Source organism: Lacibacterium aquatile (assembly GCF_042683105.1).
Taxonomy (GTDB): domain Bacteria; phylum Pseudomonadota; class Alphaproteobacteria; order Elsterales; family Elsteraceae; genus Lacibacterium; species Lacibacterium aquatile.
In genome coordinates, this window is sequence record NZ_JBHUIP010000012.1 from 319,723 (window position 1) to 340,446 (window position 20,724).

At 62.4% G+C, this 20,724-nt stretch carries 20 protein-coding genes; 9 read left to right on the top strand and 11 right to left on the bottom strand.

Annotated features, from left to right (window positions below; translation table 11 throughout):
• Positions 1 to 22: 22 nt before the first annotated feature.
• Genes ACFSM5_RS13100 through ACFSM5_RS13110 form a run of 3 tightly spaced genes read right to left on the bottom strand, consistent with a single transcriptional unit; the run spans position 23 to position 2,551 of the window.
• The gene (locus tag ACFSM5_RS13100; RefSeq protein WP_379876877.1) at positions 23 to 808 is read right to left on the bottom strand and encodes an ABC transporter ATP-binding protein; all 786 of its coding nucleotides are present in this window, start codon (positions 806 to 808) and stop codon (positions 23 to 25) included.
• Entirely contained in the window at positions 805 to 1,581 is a 777-nt protein-coding gene (locus ACFSM5_RS13105; protein WP_379876878.1) for an ABC transporter permease, read from the bottom strand. Before ACFSM5_RS13105 ends, ACFSM5_RS13100 begins: the two co-directional genes overlap by 4 nt.
• Positions 1,582 to 1,639: 58 nt before the next feature.
• Positions 1,640 to 2,551, bottom strand: coding sequence for an ABC transporter substrate-binding protein (locus ACFSM5_RS13110; RefSeq protein WP_379876879.1), 912 nt, complete (start codon positions 2,549 to 2,551; stop codon positions 1,640 to 1,642).
• 204 nt (positions 2,552 to 2,755) lie between these two features.
• Here ACFSM5_RS13110 and ACFSM5_RS13115 point away from each other — a divergent pair, with 204 nt between their 5' ends.
• The gene (locus ACFSM5_RS13115; RefSeq protein WP_379876880.1) at positions 2,756 to 3,760 is read left to right on the top strand and encodes an ornithine cyclodeaminase family protein; all 1,005 of its coding nucleotides are present in this window, start codon (positions 2,756 to 2,758) and stop codon (positions 3,758 to 3,760) included.
• 27 nt (positions 3,761 to 3,787) lie between these two features.
• Here the strand turns inward: ACFSM5_RS13115 and ACFSM5_RS13120 are convergent, their stop codons facing one another.
• Entirely contained in the window at positions 3,788 to 4,795 is a 1,008-nt protein-coding gene (locus ACFSM5_RS13120; RefSeq protein ID WP_379876881.1) for an aldo/keto reductase, read from the bottom strand.
• A 23-nt stretch (positions 4,796 to 4,818) separates the two neighbouring features.
• Positions 4,819 to 5,475 carry a type 1 glutamine amidotransferase domain-containing protein gene (locus ACFSM5_RS13125; protein WP_379876882.1) on the bottom strand — a complete coding sequence of 219 codons (657 nt, stop codon included), beginning with the start codon at positions 5,473 to 5,475 and terminating at the stop codon, positions 4,819 to 4,821.
• A 100-nt stretch (positions 5,476 to 5,575) separates the two neighbouring features.
• Between ACFSM5_RS13125 and ACFSM5_RS13130 the strand changes: the two genes are divergently transcribed.
• Positions 5,576 to 6,487, top strand: coding sequence for a LysR family transcriptional regulator (locus ACFSM5_RS13130; RefSeq protein ID WP_379876883.1), 912 nt, complete (start codon positions 5,576 to 5,578; stop codon positions 6,485 to 6,487).
• Positions 6,488 to 6,493: 6 nt separating this feature from the next.
• Here the strand turns inward: ACFSM5_RS13130 and ACFSM5_RS13135 are convergent, their stop codons facing one another.
• The 3 genes from ACFSM5_RS13135 to ACFSM5_RS13145 are packed head-to-tail and all read right to left on the bottom strand — an operon-like array spanning position 6,494 to position 9,697.
• A complete protein-coding gene (locus ACFSM5_RS13135) occupies positions 6,494 to 7,504 on the bottom strand; it encodes a 4-hydroxyproline epimerase (protein ID WP_379876884.1) in 1,011 nt (336 codons plus the stop codon).
• A gap of 6 nt (positions 7,505 to 7,510) precedes the next feature.
• Entirely contained in the window at positions 7,511 to 8,746 is a 1,236-nt protein-coding gene (locus ACFSM5_RS13140; RefSeq protein ID WP_379876885.1) for an NAD(P)/FAD-dependent oxidoreductase, read from the bottom strand.
• Between the two features lie 15 nt (positions 8,747 to 8,761).
• Complete coding sequence (locus ACFSM5_RS13145; RefSeq protein ID WP_379876886.1) at positions 8,762 to 9,697, bottom strand: dihydrodipicolinate synthase family protein; 936 nt, start codon at positions 9,695 to 9,697, stop codon at positions 8,762 to 8,764.
• Between the two features lie 138 nt (positions 9,698 to 9,835).
• Between ACFSM5_RS13145 and ACFSM5_RS13150 the strand changes: the two genes are divergently transcribed.
• The 5 genes from ACFSM5_RS13150 (at position 9,836) to ACFSM5_RS13170 (ending at position 13,753) form a co-directional block, all read left to right on the top strand.
• The gene (locus ACFSM5_RS13150) at positions 9,836 to 10,567 is read left to right on the top strand and encodes a GntR family transcriptional regulator (RefSeq protein ID WP_379876887.1); all 732 of its coding nucleotides are present in this window, start codon (positions 9,836 to 9,838) and stop codon (positions 10,565 to 10,567) included.
• Between the two features lie 162 nt (positions 10,568 to 10,729).
• The gene (locus tag ACFSM5_RS13155; RefSeq protein ID WP_379876888.1) at positions 10,730 to 11,764 is read left to right on the top strand and encodes a cytochrome-c peroxidase; all 1,035 of its coding nucleotides are present in this window, start codon (positions 10,730 to 10,732) and stop codon (positions 11,762 to 11,764) included.
• 137 nt (positions 11,765 to 11,901) lie between these two features.
• Positions 11,902 to 12,099: a hypothetical protein gene (locus ACFSM5_RS13160; protein ID WP_379876889.1), complete on the top strand. Its 198-nt coding sequence runs from the start codon at positions 11,902 to 11,904 to the stop codon at positions 12,097 to 12,099.
• A 258-nt stretch (positions 12,100 to 12,357) separates the two neighbouring features.
• Entirely contained in the window at positions 12,358 to 13,155 is a 798-nt protein-coding gene (locus ACFSM5_RS13165; protein ID WP_465261248.1) for a DeoR/GlpR family DNA-binding transcription regulator, read from the top strand.
• A gap of 76 nt (positions 13,156 to 13,231) precedes the next feature.
• Positions 13,232 to 13,753 carry a PAS domain-containing protein gene (locus tag ACFSM5_RS13170; RefSeq protein WP_379876890.1) on the top strand — a complete coding sequence of 174 codons (522 nt, stop codon included), beginning with the start codon at positions 13,232 to 13,234 and terminating at the stop codon, positions 13,751 to 13,753.
• On the opposite strand, the gene ACFSM5_RS13175 is transcribed toward ACFSM5_RS13170, so the two are convergent.
• Complete coding sequence (locus tag ACFSM5_RS13175) at positions 13,750 to 14,262, bottom strand: P-loop nucleotide/nucleoside kinase family protein (protein ID WP_379876891.1); 513 nt, start codon at positions 14,260 to 14,262, stop codon at positions 13,750 to 13,752. The genes ACFSM5_RS13170 and ACFSM5_RS13175 overlap by 4 nt on opposite strands.
• A gap of 166 nt (positions 14,263 to 14,428) precedes the next feature.
• On the bottom strand, positions 14,429 to 16,075 hold the full coding sequence (locus ACFSM5_RS13180) for an acyl-CoA synthetase (protein ID WP_379876892.1): 1,647 nt from the start codon (positions 16,073 to 16,075) through the stop codon (positions 14,429 to 14,431).
• Between the two features lie 302 nt (positions 16,076 to 16,377).
• Between ACFSM5_RS13180 and ACFSM5_RS13185 the strand changes: the two genes are divergently transcribed.
• Together ACFSM5_RS13185 and ACFSM5_RS13190 are read left to right on the top strand one after the other, a co-directional pair.
• Positions 16,378 to 17,280 (top strand): hypothetical protein, encoded by a 903-nt coding sequence (locus ACFSM5_RS13185; protein ID WP_379876893.1) that lies wholly within the window; start codon positions 16,378 to 16,380, stop codon positions 17,278 to 17,280.
• A 10-nt stretch (positions 17,281 to 17,290) separates the two neighbouring features.
• Positions 17,291 to 17,749 carry a hypothetical protein gene (locus ACFSM5_RS13190; RefSeq protein ID WP_379876894.1) on the top strand — a complete coding sequence of 153 codons (459 nt, stop codon included), beginning with the start codon at positions 17,291 to 17,293 and terminating at the stop codon, positions 17,747 to 17,749.
• Between the two features lie 57 nt (positions 17,750 to 17,806).
• On the opposite strand, the gene ACFSM5_RS13195 is transcribed toward ACFSM5_RS13190, so the two are convergent.
• Positions 17,807 to 20,689 (bottom strand): AsmA family protein, encoded by a 2,883-nt coding sequence (locus ACFSM5_RS13195; RefSeq protein WP_379876895.1) that lies wholly within the window; start codon positions 20,687 to 20,689, stop codon positions 17,807 to 17,809.
• Positions 20,690 to 20,724: the final 35 nt, after the last annotated feature.

Genomic DNA, 20,724 nt, shown 5'->3' on the forward strand with positions numbered 1-20,724 from the left:
CCAATCGGGGTGGCCCTTCGTCTTAGTGATCCATCGCCGCCAAGACTGCTTCCGCCCGAATTTCCTCGGTCAGTCGCGCTTTGAGGTCCGAGAACTCGACGCTGGTTTTCATCGTGTAGTGACGCGGGTGCGGCAGATCCACGGGCAGGTCGGCTTTGATGCGCCCCGGCCGCGCCGACATGACGATGACGCGGGAAGCCAGGAAAATCGCCTCCTCGATATCATGGGTCACGAACAGCACCGTCTTGCGCTCGCGCTCCCAGATCCCCAACAGCAATTCCTGCATCAGGGATCGGGTCTGGTTGTCGAGCGCGCCAAAGGGCTCATCGAGCAACAGGATTTCCGGGTCATTGGCCAGCGCGCGGGCGATCGCCGTGCGCTGCTGCATGCCGCCTGAAAGCTGCTTGGGGAAATGGTTCTCGAACCCCCGCAGCCCCACTTTCTCGATATAGCTGGCAACAATGTCTTTGCGCTGGGCATCGGGCACGCCCTTTTCCCGCAGGCCGAAGGCGATGTTGTCAGCCACGGTCAACCAGGGGAACAGGGTATAGGACTGGAAGACCACACCGCGATCCGGCCCCGGCCCTTCAATCTTGCGACCATCGAGCAGCACCTGCCCCGACGTCGGCCGATCCAGGCCGGCGACGATGCGCAGCAAGGTCGATTTCCCGCACCCAGATGGCCCTAGGATGGTGATGAAATCATTCTCGGCAATGGTGAGATCGGTCGGCTGCAAAGCCGTGACCGAGGCACCACCGCGCACGCCCGGAAAGATCCGCCCGACGCCGGAAATTTGCAGCTTGCTCATGCCAGCCTCCAGGCGAACAGCTTGCGGTTCAGGGCCTTGAACAGGAAGTCGGACACCAGACCGATCAGGCCGATGATGATAATGCCAAAAATGATCTGACCGGTGGCGAGCAGCGCCTGGCTATCGACGATCATATGGCCGATGCCGCTGGAAGACCCGATCAACTCGGCCACGATGACATAGGTCCAGGCCCAGCCGAGGACGAGGCGCAGAATCTCGGCAATCTCAGGCGCATTGGCGGGAATCATCACCCGGGCCAGCACGCCGCGATCCTGGGCGCCCAGGGTATAGGCCGCCTCCACCAGATCGCGCCGGGTCTGGCCCACGGCAACTGCGACCATCAGCACGATCTGGAAGACCGAGCCGATGAAGATGACCAGCAGCTTCTGCGTCTCGCCGATACCGGCCCAGAGGATCAGCAGCGGCACAAAGGCGGAGGCCGGAAGATAACGGGCAAAAGAGACGAAGGGCTCGAAGAAAGCCTCCACCGCCTTATAGGCCCCCATCAGGATGCCCAGCGGCACCGCGATCAAGGCGGCGAGCACAAAGCCCCCGACCACGCGCCAGACGGTCATGCCGATATCATGCAGGAAACCGTATTTGGTCAGCAGCAGATAGCCGTCCTTCACCATCGTGATGGGATCGGCCAGAAAGGTCTTCGATACAAAACCGCCAAAGGTCGCGAACGCCCAGGCGGCGACAAAAATCACAAAAAAGGAAATGCCGAGGACGAGGCGCGCGCCCCGGCCAACCGGCTCCAATGGACGGAGCATCAGCTTATTCTCCGAAGGAAAAGGGCGGCCCCCTTATCGGGAACCGCCCGTCATACGCTTAGTCGAGGAAGGAGGTATCGGCCAGCGCATCGAGATCGGGGATCGCCTTGATCACCCCGGCCGCGAGCAGCAGGTCGGCTGCTTCCTTGTTGAATGTCTTGAACTCGCCCGCGAAGAAGGTCTTGTTCGCGGCCTTATCCTGCCAGCGCAGATATTTGGCCGAATTGCCGAACTGCTCGCCACTCTGCTTCACGTCCGCGCCCATGATCTCATAGGACTTGGCAGGATCCTTGGCGATCATCTCGACCGCTTCGAAATAGCTCTTGGCAAACGCCTTGGCCGCAGCGGGCTTTTCGGACAGAAACTTCGGCGTGCAGCCGAAGGTATCCATCACCATCGGATAATCGAGCGTGGTGGCGATGATCTTGCCGGACTGCGGCGCATCACGCACCGAGGAAAGATAGGGCTCGTAGGTCATGGCGGCGTCATTCTGACCCGCGATAAAGGCCTGGGCTGCCGGACCTGGCTCCATATTGACGACCGTGACGTCTTTCACGCTGAGGCCGTTCTTGTGGAGCATCCAGGCCAGCGCGAAATACGGCGAGGTGCCGGGGGCCGAAGCCGCAACCGTCTTGCCCTTGATATCCTTGATCGACGCGATATTGCCGCGCACGACCATGCCGTCGGCGCCATAGGATTTATCGAGCTGGAAGATCTGCTTCGTCGCGATCCCGGCCGCATTCCAGGCAATCCAGGTTTCGACCGTCGTGGCCGCGCACTGGATATCGCCCGAGGCGATGGCGAGGTGACGATCCTTCTGCGGGATCTTCTTGATCGTGACATCAAGACCGTTCTTTTCGAAGATCTTGGCTTCCTTGGCCAAGGTCAGCGGGGCAAACCCCGTCCAACCGCTGATCCCGATGGCAACGCTGTCAGCCGCAAAGGCCGAGGTCGAAGCCAAAAGCGCCATCCCCGCGGCGCAACCCATTCCCAAACGAACCGCTTTCATAAGCCCATCCCCTGATTTCATTGTTGCGGTACAGCATCATCGCACCATGGGTCAGAGAGCCTGTCAATTGTCTATACATAGATATGCTATTTACGCCTTATACTTGTATAGACAAGTGTAAGACTGAGGCGCACGATGGTCTGCACCATTAACGGGAGGAACGTCGTGGCCGGGATCAACATCACCTATCTCAACGGATCGGATGTCGAGGCGCTGAGCCTGACCAATGACGAGATCCTGGCGGCTGTCGAAGCCGGTCTTAATGCCCAGGGCAATAGCCAAACGGTGATCGAGCCGCGGGTACATCTCATCCCCGAAAGCTCGACCAAGGGTCACTTCAACGTGCTGCGCGGGGTGGTGAAGCCGCTGGGTCTGGCGGGCGTCAAGGTCGTCGGCGACTTCGTCGATAACTACAAGCAGGGCCTGCCGTCGGAGATGGCGATCCTCAATCTCTTCGACCCTGAAACCGGCATGCCGAAGGCGATCATCGACGCCACCGCCATCACCGAAATGCGCACCGGCGCCATGACCGCCCTGGGCGCCAAACATCTGGCCCGCAAGAACTCCAAGCGCCTGGGCCATATCGGTGCACGCGGTACCTCCTATTGGAACGTCCGCCTGCTGGATCATCTCTTCAATCTTGATGAGATCCGGGTCCATTCACGCCGGAAAGAAAGCCGCGAGGGCTTTGCCGCTACCCTCGAAAAGGACCTCGGCAAGAAGATCATCGTCACCGACGATTGGGAGTCTTGTGTGCGCGAGATGGATATCGTCGTCGAAGCCTCGCGCCTGCCCGAACCGACCCCGATGCTGAAAACCGAATGGATCAAGAAGGGCGCCTTCATCGTCCCCTATGGCACCATGAGCGCGGTTGAAATGTCGCTGACCGATATCATGACCAAGATGGTGGTCGATGACTGGGGTCAGTGCCGCAAGGGCCTGCCATTCGGGGCGCTGCGCCGCCATGTGGACGAGGATAAGCTGACCGAGGAAAACCTCCATGCCGAGCTTGGCCAGATCGTCGCCGGGAAGAAGCCCGGCCGCGAGAGCGAAGAGGAAACCAACCTTTTCTGGCACCGCGGCCTCAGCCTCTCGGACATCGCCCTTGGCCATGCTCTTCTGACAAAAGCCGCCAAGCAGGGGATCGGGCAGACCCTTAAGTTCGACTAGGCGATCCCACTGGCGTCGGCCCCACCCTTAGACCGGGAGCGGCGCCAGTGGATTGACCAGACCGGCAGTGCGCAATTCACGCCAGAAGTCGGCGGGGATCACCTCTGCCAGGGCGGCGCTATCCTCGGCGATACGGCTCGGCTGGCTGGCGCCGGGGATGACGGCGGCCACTGCCGGGTTGGCGAGGGAGAACTGCAGACCCGCCGACTTCATGCTGATGCCATGGCGGTCGGCAATCGCCTTGATCCGGGCGACCTTATCCAGGATCGCAGGAGTCGCCGGGGCATATTCGAAGTTGGGGCCGCCGACGAGGGCACCGGAGCTATAGGGGCCGCCGACCACGATCCCGAGACCACGCTCGGCCACCTTCGGCATCACCCGCTGCAAGGCACGATCATGGTCCAGCAGCGTGTAGCGGCCCGCCAGCAGAAAGCCATCCGGCTTCGGGCCTTCGAGATCCAGCAGCAGCTCGATGGGCTCGACCCGGTTCACGCCCAGGCCCCAGGCCTTGATCACCCCTTCGTCGCGCAGCCGGTCCAGAACCTTGAAAGCCCCCGTCCGGGCCTGTTCGAAGACGCTGAGCCATTCATCACCGTAGAAATCCTGGGCGACGTCATGGACCCAGGCGATGTCGATGCGATCGGTCTTCAGGCGCTTGAGGCTATCCTCGATGGAACGCAGGGTGGCGTCGGCCGAATAGTCATTCACGATCTTGTTCGGGCGGCCATGCTTGAAGACATCGCCCTTCTCGCCCAGGTCGCGAGCGCTGACATCTTCGACCTCGTCCAGGATGACCCGGCCAACCTTGGTGCCGATGACATACTCGTCACGCGGCCGCCCTGCCAGCACGTCGCCCATGCGGATCTCCGCCAGACCCGCGCCATAGAAGGGGGCATTGTCGAAGAAGCGGATACCGTCGTTCCAGGCGGCATTCACCGTGGCCTGCGCCTCGGCTTCAGGAATGGCGCGGAACATATTGCCAAGCGGCGCTGCGCCAAAGCCGAGCTTACCCGGCAGAATATCCTTGAGTGCCATATCAATTCTCCTTTGGGGGTCGGTTACAGTAAGCCGAGAACCAGCGCGGCGACAGCGCCGGACGATTGCGGGTTCTGGCCAGTTACGAGGCGGCCATCCTGGATAGCGTTGGACGACCAGTCGGCGGCGCCATGGTGCTGGGCGCCAAGTTCCTTGAGGCGGCTCTCCAGCAGGAAGGGGACTTTTTCCACGCCGCCCACCGCCCGCTCCTCGGCATCGGTGAAGGCGGCGATGCTGCGGCCCTGGATGAAGGGCGTACCATCGGGCTTGCGCATCCCGGCAAAGACCGCCGGAGCATGGCAGACGCTGGCGATCACCCGGCCGCTGGCATCGAAGGCAAACAGCAGATCGTGCAGCTTCTTGTTGTAAGGCATATCGAAGACGGTGCCATGACCACCCGGCATATAGACCGCGTCGAAACCGTCGGCATTCAGCGTATCGAAGGCGGGCGTATCTGCAAGCTCAGCAATCGCGTCCTTCCAGGCGATCAGTTGCTCCGACGTCGGCGCGCTCTTGGGATCGACCGGCACCTTGCCGCCTGCGATGGAGGAAACAGTGACATCATGGCCCGCGCCGGTGAAAGCGAGGTAGGGAACGGCATGTTCTTCGACCCAGAGGCCGGTGGCCTCGCCATTCAGCATGCGGTCGTGGCTGGTGAGGATGAAGAGGATCTTGGACATCGTTTGGCTCCTTGTTTGCTGAGCTCATGATGGTCCAACGAACATGTATTCCTGAAATTTATTTCTTTGATTTCAGATATTGATCAAAGATCATGACTGGATGAAATACGACCTGAATCTCCTGCCTACCTTCCTGGTGCTAATGGAGGAGCGCAACGTGACCCGCGCTGCCGAGCGTCTGGGGATCACGCAGCCCGCCCTCTCCAACGCGCTGAACCGCCTGCGCGAGATGCTGCGCGATCCCCTGTTCATCCGCGAACGCTATGGCATGCAGCCGACGGAAATGGCGCGGGAGCTCGCCCCCGCGATTGCCGCCGCCCTCGCCTCCATCGACGAGATCGTGCTGGGCCAGCAGGAGTTCGATCCGGCCAAGGCAGACCGGCTGATCACCATCGCGCCGAATTCCTATGTCGAATTTGCGCTGATCCCCGCCATCGTTACCCGCCTGCGCGAGCTTGCCCCCGGCATCAAGCTGCGCCTGATTCCCTTCGGCACCGATCTGGCGGAAACCGGCGTCATGTCAGGCTCCACCGCCATGGTGCTGGGGCGCTTCCCCGATCCGCCGGACAATCTGGTGGTGCAGCACCTGCTGGACGAAACCCTTGCCTGCGTGGTGCGGGCCGACCATCCGGAGGTAGGCGACAGCATTTCCCGCGAGCAGTATGAGCGGATGAAGCACGTCAATATGCTGCCCCCCGGCCGTCTGCGCGTCGGCCTGTTCCAGGCATTGGAGCGCCAGGGCCTGAAGCGGGATGTTGCCGTCTCCGTGACCCATTTCCTGGCGATCCCGGAGATGGTCGCGGTGACGGACTATTGCAGCACCCTGCCGCAGCTGATCTGCCGCCGCCTTGCCCGCGATCCCCGGCTGAAAGTCCTGCCTTCCCCGGTCGATCTTGGCGGCTTCCCGGTGGAAATGGCCTGGCACACCCGCTATCGCCACGACCCGGCGCACCGCTGGCTGCGGTCGCTGATCATCGATGTCGCGCGGGAAGTGGCGGCGGGAACGGCTTAAGGCCGCCTACTTATCGACGACGGAGAAGCCCTGCCAGAAGGGGTCGCGGTCGTCGACGAAGATGGTGTTATAGCCGGTCACCCGCGCCCAGCCTTCGATGGAGGGGATAATCGCCTTTTTATCGCCAACGGTGGTTTCGCCTTCGACCCGGCCGGTGAAGGTCGAGCCGATGATGCTCTCATGGACAAAAGCCTCTCCGGCTTTCAGGCGGCCGGTGGCATGCAACTGCGCCATGCGGGCCGACGTACCGGTGCCACAGGGCGAGCGGTCGATGGCCTTATCGCCATAGAAGACCGCGTTGCGCGCCGTCCCCGCCCCAGTCTGCGGCACACCGGTCCAGAGCACATGGGTCAGCTTATCGAGCGCCGGGTTGGTCGGATGCACGATCTTGTGGGTCTGGTTGAAAGCCGTGCGCAGGCGCGGGCTCCAGCGCAGAATGTCCGACGGCTGCACATCGGCAAGGTCGAGATACAGCTCTTGCGGCTCTACGATGGCGTAGAAATTGCCGCCGAAAGCGACATCGACCTTGATCTTGCCAAGCCCGTCCACATCCACCTCATACCCCTGGCCGAGCAGGAAGGAGGGGACGTTGGTGAGGCGCACGCTTTCGACGTAAGGGCCGTTCTGCACGTAACGCGCCTCGACCAGACCCGCCGGCGTATCCAGCATCAGGACACCCGGCGTCTTGGGTGTGACGAGACCATGTTCGATGATCGTCGTCACCGTGCCGATGGTGCCATGGCCGCACATCGGCAAGCAGCCGGAGGTCTCGATAAACAGGATGCCGACGTCGCAATCCGGCCTAGTCGGGGGATAGAGGATCGAGCCCGACATCATGTCGTGGCCACGCGGCTCGAACATCAGGGAGGTGCGGATCCAGTCATGTTCGGCCAGGAAATGCTGGCGCCGTTCGAACATCGTCGCGCCTTTGAGGACCGGCACGCTGCCGCCTGTAACCACGCGGACCGGATTGCCGCAGGTGTGACCGTCGATGCAGAAGAAACTATGGCGGGCCATGACGCGTCAGAACCTTTCAACCGAGAAGGGGGTCAGATCGATGGGGGCCTTGGAGCCCGAGACCAGCGCCTCGACACAAAGACCCGTAACGGCCGCCTGGGTCAGACCATAGTGACCATGACCGAAGGCATAGACAACGCGGCGGTCGCGGGTGGCGGAACTGATCACCGGCAGGCTGTCCGGCAGCGACGGGCGATGCCCCATCCAGCGGGTCCCGCCCGAGATATCGAGGTCGGGCAGAAACTGGCGTAGCCGCCCCAGGATCGCATCGATGCGGGCATAGTTCGGCTCGGCTTCCAGCCCCGCGAACTCCACCGCCCCGCCGACCCGGTCGCCGATATCGAGAGCGGAGGTCACGAAACCATGGCCTTCGAAAATGACGGAGCGCGACAGCCCCAGGCGCCCCGTGGGCAGGGTGATGTTGTAGCCGCGCTCGGTATCCAGCGGCACCTTGTCGCCCATGGATCCGGCCAGCGACTTCGACCAAGCCCCCGTCGCCACGACAATACGGTCCACCTCGAAGGCCGAGCCATCGGCGCCATGGATGCGCACGGCATCCTGACCCGAGGATATCGCCTGCACGCTCAGCTTCATCAGCTTGGCGCCGCGCTCCAGCAGCACGGCCCCAAGCTCCTTGGTCAGCGCGCGCGGATCGGAGATCGAAACGCCGGTCGGGAAATAGGCCCCGCCGACGATATTCCGAGATAGCGCGGGCTCCAGTTCCTTGACCCCGGTGCGGTCGAGGATCTCGACTTTAATGCCCGCGCTCCGCTGACGGGCGGCAAGCTTGGGGTAATTCGCAAAAGACCCGGCGTCGGACCAGACCGACAGATAGCCCTTTTTGCGCAGATGCTTCTCTTCCAGCCGCAGGGCGCCGAGGCGCCCTTCCCAGGCGGACAGAGCCTTACCCTGCAAGGCGATCAACGCACGGGTGCTGGCTTCGACCCGGGCAGGGAAGCTCGCCAGCGCAAAACGCGCCATCCAGGGCACGATCTGCGGAATATAGGACGGCCGGATCGCCAGCGGCCCCAGCGGATCGCTGAGCCAGCGCGGCAGATTCGCCCAGGCTTTGGCCGATGCCAGCGGCAGGATGTCGGTATGGGCGATCATCCCGGCATTGCCCTGGGACGTCCCGGCGGCGAACCCTTCGCGGTCCACCACCGTGACGCTGTGTCCGGCATCCAGCAGAGCATGCGCGGCGGCGACGCCGATGATTCCACCACCGATGACCGCAACCTGCATGCTCTGTCTCTCCCCTTAGGCCGCTTTAGGCAGACCGACATCCGGCAGTGCCGGAAGGTTTGCCATTGCCTTGGCCATGATTGCTTCGATTTCCGCCAGTTCCGCCCCTTCGAGCGGCAGACGCGGCGGGCGGGTCAGATAGGTGCCGCGCTTGGCAATATACTCGCACTGCTTGATGCATTGCACGAGGTCCGGACGGGCATCGAGATGCAGCAGCGGCATGAACCAATCATAGATCGGCATCGCTTCGGCCAGACGGCCATCCCGGGCCAGACGGAACAGAGTCTCGCCTTCGCGCGGGAAGACGTTCGACATGCCCGACACCCAGCCAACCGCGCCCAGCGCGACGCTTTCGACGACCACGTCATCCAGGCCGCAGAAGGGAATGAAGCGGTCGCCGGTCATGTTGCGCAGATCGACGAGGCGGCGCGTATCGCCCGAGCTTTCCTTGAAAGCGACGATGGTGTCGTAATCGGCCACCGCCGCCAGCATCGCCGGGGTCACGTCGATACGATAGGAGGGCGGATTATTGTAGACCATGATCGGCAGATCGGTCGCCTTGGCGACGCCCTTGAAATGCTCGATCGTTTCGCGCGGCTTGGCCGGATAGACCATGGTCGGCATCAGCATCAGGCCATCGAGTCCGACGCGCTGCGCCTCCTTGGCGACTTCGCTTGCAAAGACGGTCGTATATTCGGCGACACCGATGATGACCGGGATCTTGCCACCCGCCACATCCTTGGCCAGTTCCATCAGCGCGACCTTTTCGGCGCGGGTCAGCGAGCAGTTCTCGCCCACCGTGCCGCAGATCACGAGACCCGAAACGCCATCGCGGATCAGCGCTTCGATGACCTTGCGGGTCGCATCGTAATCGATGGTGAAATCCGCGCGGAACTGCGTCGTCACCGCCGGAAATACGCCCTTCCAGGTCTTCTTCGGATCTAGCGCCATGATCATCTCCCTAAGAGATAGAGGGTCTGTCGACAATGTGTATACGCAATCCTTGATCCGAGTCGAAACGCCCGTCAAGAGACTTTGTCGACAGATTGTATTTTCGTTCGCTAAGATAGTGAGGCGAAGGAGAGACGCTTGCCCAAGAAGACCGCCATGCCGGAAAACGTCACGCCGGAGATCGAAGAAACGCCCGCCCCCCGTGGCCAGGGAGCGTCGCGCGTTTACGAAAGCCTGAAGACCGATATCCTGAGCATGGTGCTACCTCCTGGGGAACCGCTGGACGAGACCAGTCTGTCGGCGCGCTTCAGCCTGTCGCGCACCCCTATCCGCGAGGCCTTGCAGAAGCTGGTCGCTGACGGTCTGGCGGCGACCTTGCCGAACCGCACCACCATCGTCTCCATGATCGATATCGCGGGGCTGCCGGATCATCTGGACGCCCTGTGCCTCATGCATCGCATCACCGCGCGGCTGGCGGCGGAGCGGGCAACCCGCCCCCAGATCCAGGGGCTACTCGACCATCAGAACAGCTTTGTCGAAGCGGTGCGCAGCGACGATATCCCCGGCATGATTGCGATCAATCATGACTTCCACCTCGCCATCGCCGATATCGCGGGCAACCGCTATTACAGGGATCTGATGGCCCGCCTGCTGAACGACGGCATCCGCTTGCAGCGTCTCTATTACCGCGCGCTGGGCGACCGGCTGCCGCAGGAATATGTTGATGAGCATGATCAACTGATCGATGCGCTCAATGCCCGCGATGCCGACAAGGCCGACCGGATCGCCCGCCAGCATGCCCAGCAGGTCGCCGATCAGATCCGCCGTTTCGTCGCCATCGCCGAAGCCGACCAGATCATCCTCGGCTGAATATTAACGCCCCTAAATTACGGCCAGAATTTCCGCTTGGATCTCTAGAGAAAATCTGACGCTTTTCTAAAGCCATCTGAAGATGCGCACCCCTTTTTGCCTGCTTATAACTGGCAAAAAAACGGACCTGCCCCGCAGGGACCACATCCGAAGGGGTTTTCGATGCGCCAGCCTTTTATTGCCAGCTTTGCGATTTCTCTCCTGACCTTGCCCGTTCTGGCTCAAGGTCTGCCGACGCCACAGGAGGCCGAGCGCTACCGGCTGCCCACCACCCCGACAACGGCAGAGAATATCGCCCGCTCAAAGAAAGTCGAACTGGGCTACGAGCTGTTTTTCGACGCTCGCCTCTCCGGCAATGAAAGCATCAGCTGCGCCTCCTGCCATCTGCCGACCAAGGGCTGGTCGACCAACGGACGGCCGAAGCGCGCCAATGATACGGTGATGCCGCGCGCCTCCCAGACCGTCCTGGGCATGGGGCACACCAGTAACGAGAAGCGGGGCTGGGGCGCCAATCGCGAGAGCGCCGTGGTCCTGATGAAGGCGGTCATCAGCGAAGCCGGACCGATGAACGTCAAGCCGCCCGAACTGGTCGCGAAGCTGAACGATGTCCCCGCCTATAAAGCGCTGTTCCACACGGTTTATGGTCGCGATGGTGATATGGACGCCGTTATCGATGCGCTGGATATCTTCATGAAGAGCATCGAATACCCCAAGACCCGCTTCGACCATTGGATCGCAGGCAACCCCCTGGCCCTCACGGATGCCGAGGTCAAAGGCTTCCGGACCTTTACCGGCGAGACCGCCAATTGCACCACCTGCCATGGCGGCCCGCGCTTCACCCAGGATGCGATGCATGATATCGGCCTTAAGGTAGATGCTGCCAAGCCGGACAAGGGGCTGGGTGATGTGACCAAGAAGGCCGAAGATGATTTCGCCTTCAAGACCCCGACCCTACGGTCGGCCGCCCAGCGCGCTCCCTATGGCCATGATGGCCAAGTCGCCTCGCTCGACGCTTTGGTCGAACATTATATGAAAGGCGGGGAGGCACGCCCGACCCTGTCCTTCGAGATACAGCGTTTCTCCCTGACCGCCGAGGAGAAATCAAACCTCGTCGCCTTCCTCCAGTCCCTCGACCCCGCGACGCAGGAATTTCTGCCACCCCTGAAGATCGCCAAAGTCGCGGCCGAACGACCTTAAGTCGATACGCCTGAAACCTTTCAACCCTCAACCTCTGTTGAAACTGCATGGCAGCCCAAATGTAATGTAGCTACATTTTGCATCGCAGCGAGACCATACTTCTTTCCAGGAAATTTGCTCGGAAAGGAGCTTCCATCATGGTCATGCCTCTCGTGCTCGCTGCCAATGTTTCTGCGGTCGTTACAGCTGCAACCAGCTTCTTCGCAGTCTTTGGCGCCGCTCGCTCTTGCGCTGCAGCAGCAGAAGCAGGGACTTCGCCGCGCACCGCCGACCTGAAGCGCCTCGGTATTCCGGTTACGGAATTCCGCAACATCGGCCTGAAGGCCTCGCACTAATCGCATCCAACGCCGCCTTCTTGTCTGCTGCTGCCCTGGGCTCCAGACAAGAAGAGGCGCATCGGCGCCATCGCGGTCCTCGATCGAGGGCTGTCAGCAGCACCGTGTTCTGCGGTCACCTGATAGGGCCTGGCCCCGCTAGCTCGCAGCAAAAAGACCCTTTAAGCATTGAAATCGCAGCCGATGACTTCTTTTCGGGCGCGGAACGGCGTAGGTTGAGGCACCTTCCTTAATCGCCCTGTTCATGGTTTCAAGCGCATGCTGCCTGTTTCCCCCCGCCAGTCAGAGATCCTCGCCCTTGCACGCAGCCTTGGCCGCGTCACGGTGGAAGACCTCGCCAGCCGGTTTGACGTCACGCCGCAGACGATCCGCAAGGATCTGAACGATCTGTGCGATCAGAAGCTTCTGTCCCGCGTCCATGGCGGCGCCATCCTGACCTCGGGCATCGAGAATTTGGGCTATCAGGCCCGGCGCATGATCGCATCGGACGAGAAGCGCGCCATCGGCGCCGCTGCCGCCGAACTGATCTCCGACAAGACCTCGCTGCTGATCAATATCGGCACCACGACCGAAGAGGTCGCCCGCGCCCTGATCGACCATCAGGAACTGCTGGTCATCACCAACAACCTCAATGTCGCGATGACGCTCTACCCCTACCCCAAGATCGATGTGATCGTGGCGGGCGGGCCCGTGCGCAAAAGCGATGGCGCGGTGATCGGCGCCGCCGCCATCGATCTGATCCGGCAGTTCAAGGTGGATACCGCCGTCATCGGCGCCTCGGCTATCGATGAGGACGGCGCGCTGCTGGACTTCGATTACCGCGAAGTGCGCGTCGCTCAGGCGATCATCGAGAACGCCCGCCGGGTCATCCTGGTGGCCGACCGGACCAAACTGGACCGCACCGCACCCGTGCGAATCGGCCACCTGTCACAAGTACAGGTATTTGTGACCGACCAATTGACTTCCCCCAAACTGCGGGCCTTATGTGGCACCCACGGAGTCAGGTTGATCGAAACTTTGTCCACCGACAATGATGCGGATATCGCATCAGAATAAAAATTAATTTTATTCTTTGTCTATTCTGTGCAAACTTCACCTCGGGGAGGTCCTTTGACCTAGGGCTGAAGTTGAAATGTTGCCATCTGATGATTGGCACGACGAAGCTGTAGAGCTGGCCGGGTTTCTTCGGCAGGCCGCAGGGGATCGTGCTTATGCAAGCCGCCGCGATCTGCGGCCTGAGAGACTTTCGCCGGGACTGCTGGCGAGCCTTTATATGGTGGATGTAACCAGCGACGCGTCGATGGGCGGCGGCCCCTGGCGCTATCGCTTCCGCCTGATTGGCGACGAGCTGATCTCCATGACCGGAGAGAACTGGACCGGACGGAACCTCGACAGCGCGCTGGTCGGGCCGCGTCTGCCCATGTTTCTGTCGGCGTTCGATGAGGTCATGCAGACCCGCAAGCCGACGCGGACGACCCATGATTTCATCAATATGCGCGCCAATGTCGCCTATCCGGCCGTGCGCTACCTCTTCCCGCTGTCGAGCGATGGCGAAACCATCGACGTGATGCTGGGCTATATCGTCGCCCTGTCGCGCCATTGGATCGAGGATGATACCGCCGGCGAGCGCATAGCGGCCTTCGGGCGGGCTTAGGGGCGCTGTCTTAGCAGAGGATGCACCAGCAGATCTGCAACGATCTCCTCAGGTCGAGCGGCTGCCGTGTCGAATCTTAGAGGCCGGTCGCCCCAATCTTCATAGTCCCGCGCCTGCACTTTTGCCCAGTCGGGCTGAACAAGGCCGGGTATGTCGGAAAGGCGCGTCTCAACCCGGCGGCGATGTTCGGTCGGATCGGAGCAGGTGATTTCGACCTCCAGCGCTTGTACGCCAGCTTCTCCAGCCACCCCGCGCCAAGCTTGTCGGGTGATCTCAATCGGATTGACGCTGTCGGCAATCACCACCCGGCCCAGCCGCAGATTATCCAGCGCCACCGCATAGGCCGTGATGTAGCCCGCAGCGGTAACGCCGCCCGGCAACTCGCCCGAGGTGCGCAAGGCCTGCTCGATGGTATCGATGCGCAGATAGCAGGCGCCCAAGGCGTCAGCAAGCGCCCGTGCGACAGTGGTTTTCCCGACACCCGGCAAGCCACCGAAGATGATCAGCATCGCAGCCCAGCTCCCCAGCGTGCGGACAAGAAAAAAGGACCGTCGTTATAGACGGTCCTCAAGGTAAGCCTCACCTGAATTAACTTGCCTCCAGCCCGCGTGCCGCCAACGGCAGCCCACGTATGGACTTAAGTGAATGTTGCATAACCTTCGGCACTACAGAATGTCAAGACTTCGTTGACTCATCGGTCAAGATCCGGGCAGTGGCACGAAGCTGGAATTTCTGCACCTTCCCGGTGGATGTCTTCGGCAAATCGCCGAACACCACAGTCCTGGGAATCTTGTAACTGGCGAGATGCTGGCGACAGAAATCGATGATCTCGCGCTCGTCTGCCGAAGCCCCCGGCTTAAGGGTGACGAAGGCGCAAGGGGTCTCCCCCCATTTGGCATCAGGCCGGGCGACGACGGCGGCTTCCAGGACGGCGGGATGGCGATAGAGCACGCCTTCCACCTCGATGGTCGAGATATTCTCACCCCCGGAAATGATGATGTCCTTGGCACGGTCTTTGAGCTCGATATAGCCGTCGCGGTGCCACACCCCCAGGTCGCCGGTATGGAACCAACCACCGGAGAAAGCCTCGCGCGTCGCCTCCGGGTTCTTGAGATACCCGCGCATGGTGATATTGCCGCGCATGAAAACCTCGCCCAGGGTTTCACCATCTTGCGGCACCGGCTCCAAAGTCTGACTGTCCGCCACCATCAGCCCCTGCTGCAGCTGGTAGCGAACCCCCTGACGGGATTTCAGGCGGGCACGGTCATCGACCGGCAACTCGTCCCAGGCACTCTCCCAGGCGCAGAAGACGGCGGGGCCATAAACCTCGGTCAGGCCATAGACGTGGGTAATCGCAAAGCCTTGGGCTTCCATGGCTGCAATGACGGCAGCGGGCGGCGGGCTGGCGGCGGTCATCAGTTCGACCTTGCCGGGCAGCGGACGGCGTTCGGCCTCCGTGGCATGGATCAGCAGATTCATCACAATGGGCGCGCCGCAGAGATGCGACACTTTATGGTCGGCAATCGCCTGGAAGACCGCCCCCGCCTCGACCCTGCGCAGGCAGACATGGGTCCCCGCCTGAAGGGTGATGGTCCAGGGGAAACACCAGCCGTTGCAATGGAACATCGGCAGGGTCCAGAGATAGACCGGGTGCCGCGGCAGACTCCAGACCAGCACGTTGTTGACGGCATTCAAATAGGCGCCGCGATGGCTATAGACCACACCCTTCGGGTTACCTGTGGTGCCGGAGGTATAGTTGAGGCAGATCGCCTGCCACTCGTCGGCAGGCGGTTCCCAACCCGTCGCGGGCGTCGCTGCTTCCAGGAGATCATCATAATCCAGCGTTCCGAGGCGCTCGCCCGGCTTACCCAGGGGGTCGACGATATCGATGACCAGCGGGCGCTCCCGCGGCTCCAATAGGGCCAGGGCGGCCTTGATGGTGGGAGAGAACTCAGCATCAGTCAGTAGAATCTTCGCCTCGCCATGGCGCAGCTGGAAAGCGATGGTGGCGGCATCCAGGCGGGTATTGAGCGTATTCAGCACGCCGCCCAGCATCGGCACCGCATAATGCGCCTCGATCATCGGCGGGGTATTCGGCAGCATGGCCGCGACCGTGGTACCCAGGGCAACGCCGTTCGCTTTCAGCACTGATGCCAGCCGCCGTACCCGGTCGCGATGCTCGCCGTAGGTCCAGCACGCCTCGCCATGCACGACCGCAATGCGCGAGGGGAAGACGTCGGCCGCCCAGTCGAGCATGCCAATCGGCGTCAGCGGCTGATGGTTGGCAGGGGTCCGGTCGAGGCCGGTTTCAAAGATGCTCATGGTTCACTCCCTCCGGTCCCCTTGGGTGGGAGCCTTGAAAAGATAATCACCGTAAGTTTGTCGTAAGGAAAGCGGGGTTCCGTCCTTGTCGTCATGCCCTGGTTTATCCAGGGCATCTCCTCCGGGGGCGTTTCCACCCAGACTCCAGAATACTCGGACAAGCTCCCGGAGAAGATCCCCCGCATAAAGCGGGGGATGACGGTGTCATTGGCCGGGATGACAGTGTTTAAGGAGGATGACAAAAATTGGCCCGCAAGGGTGCAGCCTTGACGTCGTCGCGTGCGGGCGTGAGGCTTTCTGACATGCGCCGCCTCATCCCCTTGCTTGCCGCTCTGATCGCCCTGCCTGCCTTCGCCCTGGAGGTGCAGGTCGCCAATCACTCGCGCCCCACCCTGTGCGCCGAGGAAGATAACGTCGATCTGCGGCTGTCCGGCCCGGCGAGGCGCTTCGATATCCAGGCACTGCACCCGCCCTACATCGGCACCCTGGTCGAGGATAATTACGCGCCGGACTTCACCGACTGTTCTTTCAAGGCCGAAGCGACCAGCGGGCCGGAGCCCCTGCGCATGACGATCTATGAGGGCCAGGGCTGGCAGCTGGTGGGGCATCGCTTCGCCAAATTCTGGCGCCCCGCCGATGTGCCGGTAAAGATCGGCGCCCAGGAATGGCACGATCTGCAGCTGCTCCAACTCTGGACCCGCGTCGACGAACGGGCCGAGGAGGTGCTGGTGCTCTATCCGCAGGACGGCTATTGGCGCGCCCGGCCGCTGCCACCCAAGCGCCTGGGCTGGACCGCCTATGGCACCAGCTTCCTGGTCGGCCCGGTAGAGGAAGACGGGCGGCCCTTTGTCGATCTGAAAGCCATCCACTTCGACCCGGAAACCCGGAAATTCACCCTGGAATTCCGACGCGGCGGTTCAGGGACGCTGGCCTTGAAAGATCTCACCCGCGAGAAAATCGCCCTGGAGGTGGGATTCGCCAGCGAACTGCCCCTCGGCCTGCCGTTCGCAGCGCTGCGCTCGATGTTCGTGACCAGTGCCAATGCCGATGCCAGCACGGTTTTCACCAGAATAGGCCAGGAGTGGCACGAGGCACCCGTGATGGGCTTCAAGGGCGCAGGCGCCGAGGCGCTGACCCTGGGGCGGCTGATCCCTTCACGGCACAACACCTCAGCACCAGATATGCTGCTGCAGGGGTTCAAATAGGAGTTTTCTGATGCAGCCGAACGACTTCCTCCAGGCAGAGATCACCGCCGGGGATATTGAGCCTTGGGCGGATCTGCTGCCGGGGAGTTTCCGCATCCTCGGCGCCAATCTCTTCGCCGATGTTTTCCTCGCCGATGCCGATGGCGCCGTGCATCAGCTCGATATCGGAGCCGGGGGAATTTCGGTGATTGCAGCCTCCGAGATCGAGTTTCGCGAAGGCTGCACCGAGGATGAGGAACTGTGGCTGCTGCGTCCGCTGATCGAGCATTGTCGGCAGGAGGGCAAGATCCCCGGACCTGGGGAATGCTACGCCTATCTGACCATGCCGATGTTCAAGGAGGGCAGCTACGACCCCGATAACATCGTTGTACGGCCTGTGAAGGAGTGGCTGGGTTTTGCCGGGACACTCTACCGTGAAACCCGTAACCTGCCCGCTGGCGCCACGGTCGAGCTGCAGGTGACTGAATAGGCGCCCCTGATACTCTGCTGCGAATTTACCGAGCTTGTAACCCCGGCTGGTCAACGTTCACTTCGGCAGCTCTACCCGGCGGCTCCAGCGGCCGCTTTGGCCTTCGGCCTGGAAGCCGTAGGGCGGCAGACCATCCAGGTCATAGCGCACCTGCCCGACCAGTGGACCGCCCGCCAGGGGCCAGGCGCCGGAATAGCGGGCGTTGCCGCCATCGAAGCTCAGGTCGAACTGCAGCAACCGGGCGACACCGTCATTGATCTCGATTCGCCCCTTGCCCGCCTTGAAGCTGGTGACACCACCGCCTAGCGAAAAAACGAGGGCGGAGTTGCGTTCCTCGTTGTCCGCAGCCTCGGTGGCCTTGCGCGCGACGGCGATGTCGAAGCCCGGCAGCTTGCCTTCGCCTGCAAACAATCCCGCCTCGCCTTTGAGCCCACGCCAAAGCGAGAGCAACGAACCGCCCTGCGATTTGGCAGTGCCGGTCAGGGTCAGCCGGCCAGCGACTTCGGGATCCTGGAATAGTACGCCGCCCAGGGTCGCAAGGTTGGCGTCCTTGATCTCCAGCGCGCCATCGAGGCTCACCTGTTCGTCGCCTGCCGTCAGGGTCAGCTTGCCGCTTCCCTGACCGTCAAAGCTTTTGCCGGTGATCTGCCCCAGGGACAGGGTGCCCGGTGCCGTCTCCAACGTCGCGGAGACGTCATTCATGCCGATATTGCCCGCATCGATGGACCCGAAGCGTAGGGCGATCTGGCTTTCCGGCAGCGCCTTGATCCAGGCGTTGAGATCATTCCCAGTGGTCAGCGGGCCGCCCCAGCCGTCGACATGCAGGGCGGAAACGCCGAGGCCGCCGATATATTTCCCTTCATGCAGCCCAACTTGACCACTCGCCGCGAGGTCGGCCAGCACGGCCTTGATCTCGCGCAGTTCCCAGCGGCCAGGGCCGAAGCTGAAGACACCGCGCAGGCTGGCGGGGGTATCGATCTCGTCATTGCGGCGGGCGATATCGCCCAGCTGTGCCAGTACGGCGATGCTGGAGGCGCTATCGAATTCCACATCCACCCGGCCGGTACGGGCAATCAGATCCAGCGGCCCCAGCACCTGCCCCTGCACTTTGCCCCAGGCGGGAGCCAGCGCGATCCGCGCGGCATTGGCCGGGCCATTGAGCGACAGAGCGGTCTTGAAGGGCAGCGGGCGCCCCAACACGCCGGGAAGCGGGATTTCCAGCAGTTGACCGACACGATAAGTGTCAGGCAGCGAGATATCGCCGCGCAGGTCGACAACGGCCGGCCATTTGCTGCGGTCGATGCTGCCGCCCAAGGTCAGATAGACGTCCGAGAGCGTGCCGCCCTCCAGCCGCTCCAGCGTCGCAATACCCTTGTCCAGCTTGGCCTGCAACCGCATATTAGGAACGGGCAGAGCCTTGAGAGTGGCGGCATCCACGGTGATGCGGGCGCTGCCATCCCAATCAGTCATCCAGGCTAACGGCTCGGGTCCTGAGAGATCGGGGGCTGACAGATAAGCATCGATGTTCAGCCGGTCGATATGCAGGGCCAATGTCGCTTGCTTGCGGTCACCTCGGCGCAAGGAGATATCGCCGGTCAGACGGCTGCCGTCGAAGGCCAGATCGATCCCACGGATATCCAGGGCGCTCTGATCGCCGCTAAGGTCCGCCACGGCAGACACCCGGCGCAAGCGTCCCTCAGGGATCGGCAGGGTGACGCCCAGCCAGGTCAGGGCCGGGCGGGGATCGTCGGCACCCCCTTCGATCCGGGCGGTGAAGCCATGGGGCGCGGCGAGGTCGAAGGTGCCGCTGCCTGCCACATCCGCGCTGCCGGGCAGCTGGGCATGGGCTTCGGTCACGGTCAGGATATCGCCGGACAAGGCGGCCTTGAAGGTGGCAGCGCGGGCGAAGCCATTATTCCATTCGACGGTATCGGCCTTGGCGTCGATCCGTCCGTCAATGCGGATATTGCCTTTGCGCGGGGCCAGCGCCGGGCTGCGGTTCACCTGCCAGGCTTCGACATCCAGGCGCGAGGTGGCCAGCTCCACCACCAGCACCGGATTTTCGCCGGTCCAGTCGAGTTTGATATCGCCCTGGAAGCGCTGGTCGCTCAACGCAGCCGTCAGGCCTTCCAGGCGGATGATGTCATTATCGCCCTCAACCTTGGCATCCAGGGTGAGACGGCCTTTGGCGGGCTGAGGCGCAGGCAGGCCGAGGGCGAAGAACAGCTCGGACGCGCGGTCGCCATCGCCGCGCAGACGGCCGCTGAAGGCGCCGGTATCGGTCTTGACCTGACCGGTCAGACGCAACGTCGGCCCGCCGCCGCGTGCACCCAGCTGCACCCCCAGCTGCGCGCTGGTGGGGCCGGGGGAAAGGGCCGCCTCTATATGCCAGGGCAGCGAGCGGTGATGGAAATCGCCGGTAATGCGCCAGCCTTTACCATCGGCATTGAAGACCACCTCGCCATCGAACCGGGTCAGACGCTCCCCTTCCTCGAACCAGGGCAGACCGAGGCTGCCACCGACGAACCGCACCTGTTCAACCGGCAGGGCGCTATCGGGCAGCAGCCCGTCCAGCCGGTCGACCAGATCGACCTCGGGATTGATGAAGACCAGGGAGGTGACGGCGATCTTGCCGACCAGCAGCTGGGCGAGATCCAGGCGGGCTTCCAGCTGACCGACACGGGCGAAATAAGGCGCACGGCCCCCGGCCGCTTCGCCCAGGCGCACACCATCGGCAACCAGGGAGGGGATGGGCAGTAGAGTCAGGCGCACACCGCCGTCGATGGCGACGGCGCGACCGGCCAGGGTTCCCACGGTCCCCGCGATATCGTCGCGCCATTGCGACCAATCGACGAAGCGCGGAGCGATAGCCAGGGTCCCCAGGATGACGACGAATACGGCAGCCAGCGAGATCCAGATCCGACTCCCAGCGCGCCTCATCCCAGTCTCCCTTTGAACCCGCGAACTTGGCCCCT

Bases quoted from the DNA above. Each gene is read 5' to 3' on its own strand.
- ACFSM5_RS13180 (WP_379876892.1), bottom strand. From the start codon at position 16,075: ATGAGCATCTTTGAAACCGGCCTCGACCGGACCCCTGCCAACCATCAG.
- ACFSM5_RS13135 (WP_379876884.1), bottom strand. From the start codon at position 7,504: ATGGCCCGCCATAGTTTCTTCTGCATCGACGGTCACACCTGCGGCAAT.
- ACFSM5_RS13130 (WP_379876883.1), top strand. From the start codon at position 5,576: ATGAAATACGACCTGAATCTCCTGCCTACCTTCCTGGTGCTAATGGAG.
- ACFSM5_RS13165 (WP_465261248.1), top strand. From the start codon at position 12,358: ATGCTGCCTGTTTCCCCCCGCCAGTCAGAGATCCTCGCCCTTGCACGC.
- ACFSM5_RS13170 (WP_379876890.1), top strand. From the start codon at position 13,232: ATGTTGCCATCTGATGATTGGCACGACGAAGCTGTAGAGCTGGCCGGG.
- ACFSM5_RS13140 (WP_379876885.1), bottom strand. From the start codon at position 8,746: ATGCAGGTTGCGGTCATCGGTGGTGGAATCATCGGCGTCGCCGCCGCG.
- ACFSM5_RS13155 (WP_379876888.1), top strand. From the start codon at position 10,730: ATGCGCCAGCCTTTTATTGCCAGCTTTGCGATTTCTCTCCTGACCTTG.
- ACFSM5_RS13160 (WP_379876889.1), top strand. From the start codon at position 11,902: ATGGTCATGCCTCTCGTGCTCGCTGCCAATGTTTCTGCGGTCGTTACA.
- ACFSM5_RS13100 (WP_379876877.1), bottom strand. From the start codon at position 808: ATGAGCAAGCTGCAAATTTCCGGCGTCGGGCGGATCTTTCCGGGCGTG.
- ACFSM5_RS13175 (WP_379876891.1), bottom strand. From the start codon at position 14,262: ATGCTGATCATCTTCGGTGGCTTGCCGGGTGTCGGGAAAACCACTGTC.
- ACFSM5_RS13105 (WP_379876878.1), bottom strand. From the start codon at position 1,581: ATGCTCCGTCCATTGGAGCCGGTTGGCCGGGGCGCGCGCCTCGTCCTC.
- ACFSM5_RS13185 (WP_379876893.1), top strand. From the start codon at position 16,378: ATGCGCCGCCTCATCCCCTTGCTTGCCGCTCTGATCGCCCTGCCTGCC.
- ACFSM5_RS13120 (WP_379876881.1), bottom strand. From the start codon at position 4,795: ATGGCACTCAAGGATATTCTGCCGGGTAAGCTCGGCTTTGGCGCAGCG.
- ACFSM5_RS13195 (WP_379876895.1), bottom strand. From the start codon at position 20,689: ATGAGGCGCGCTGGGAGTCGGATCTGGATCTCGCTGGCTGCCGTATTC.
- ACFSM5_RS13145 (WP_379876886.1), bottom strand. From the start codon at position 9,697: ATGGCGCTAGATCCGAAGAAGACCTGGAAGGGCGTATTTCCGGCGGTG.
- ACFSM5_RS13125 (WP_379876882.1), bottom strand. From the start codon at position 5,475: ATGTCCAAGATCCTCTTCATCCTCACCAGCCACGACCGCATGCTGAAT.
- ACFSM5_RS13110 (WP_379876879.1), bottom strand. From the start codon at position 2,551: ATGGCGCTTTTGGCTTCGACCTCGGCCTTTGCGGCTGACAGCGTTGCC.
- ACFSM5_RS13190 (WP_379876894.1), top strand. From the start codon at position 17,291: ATGCAGCCGAACGACTTCCTCCAGGCAGAGATCACCGCCGGGGATATT.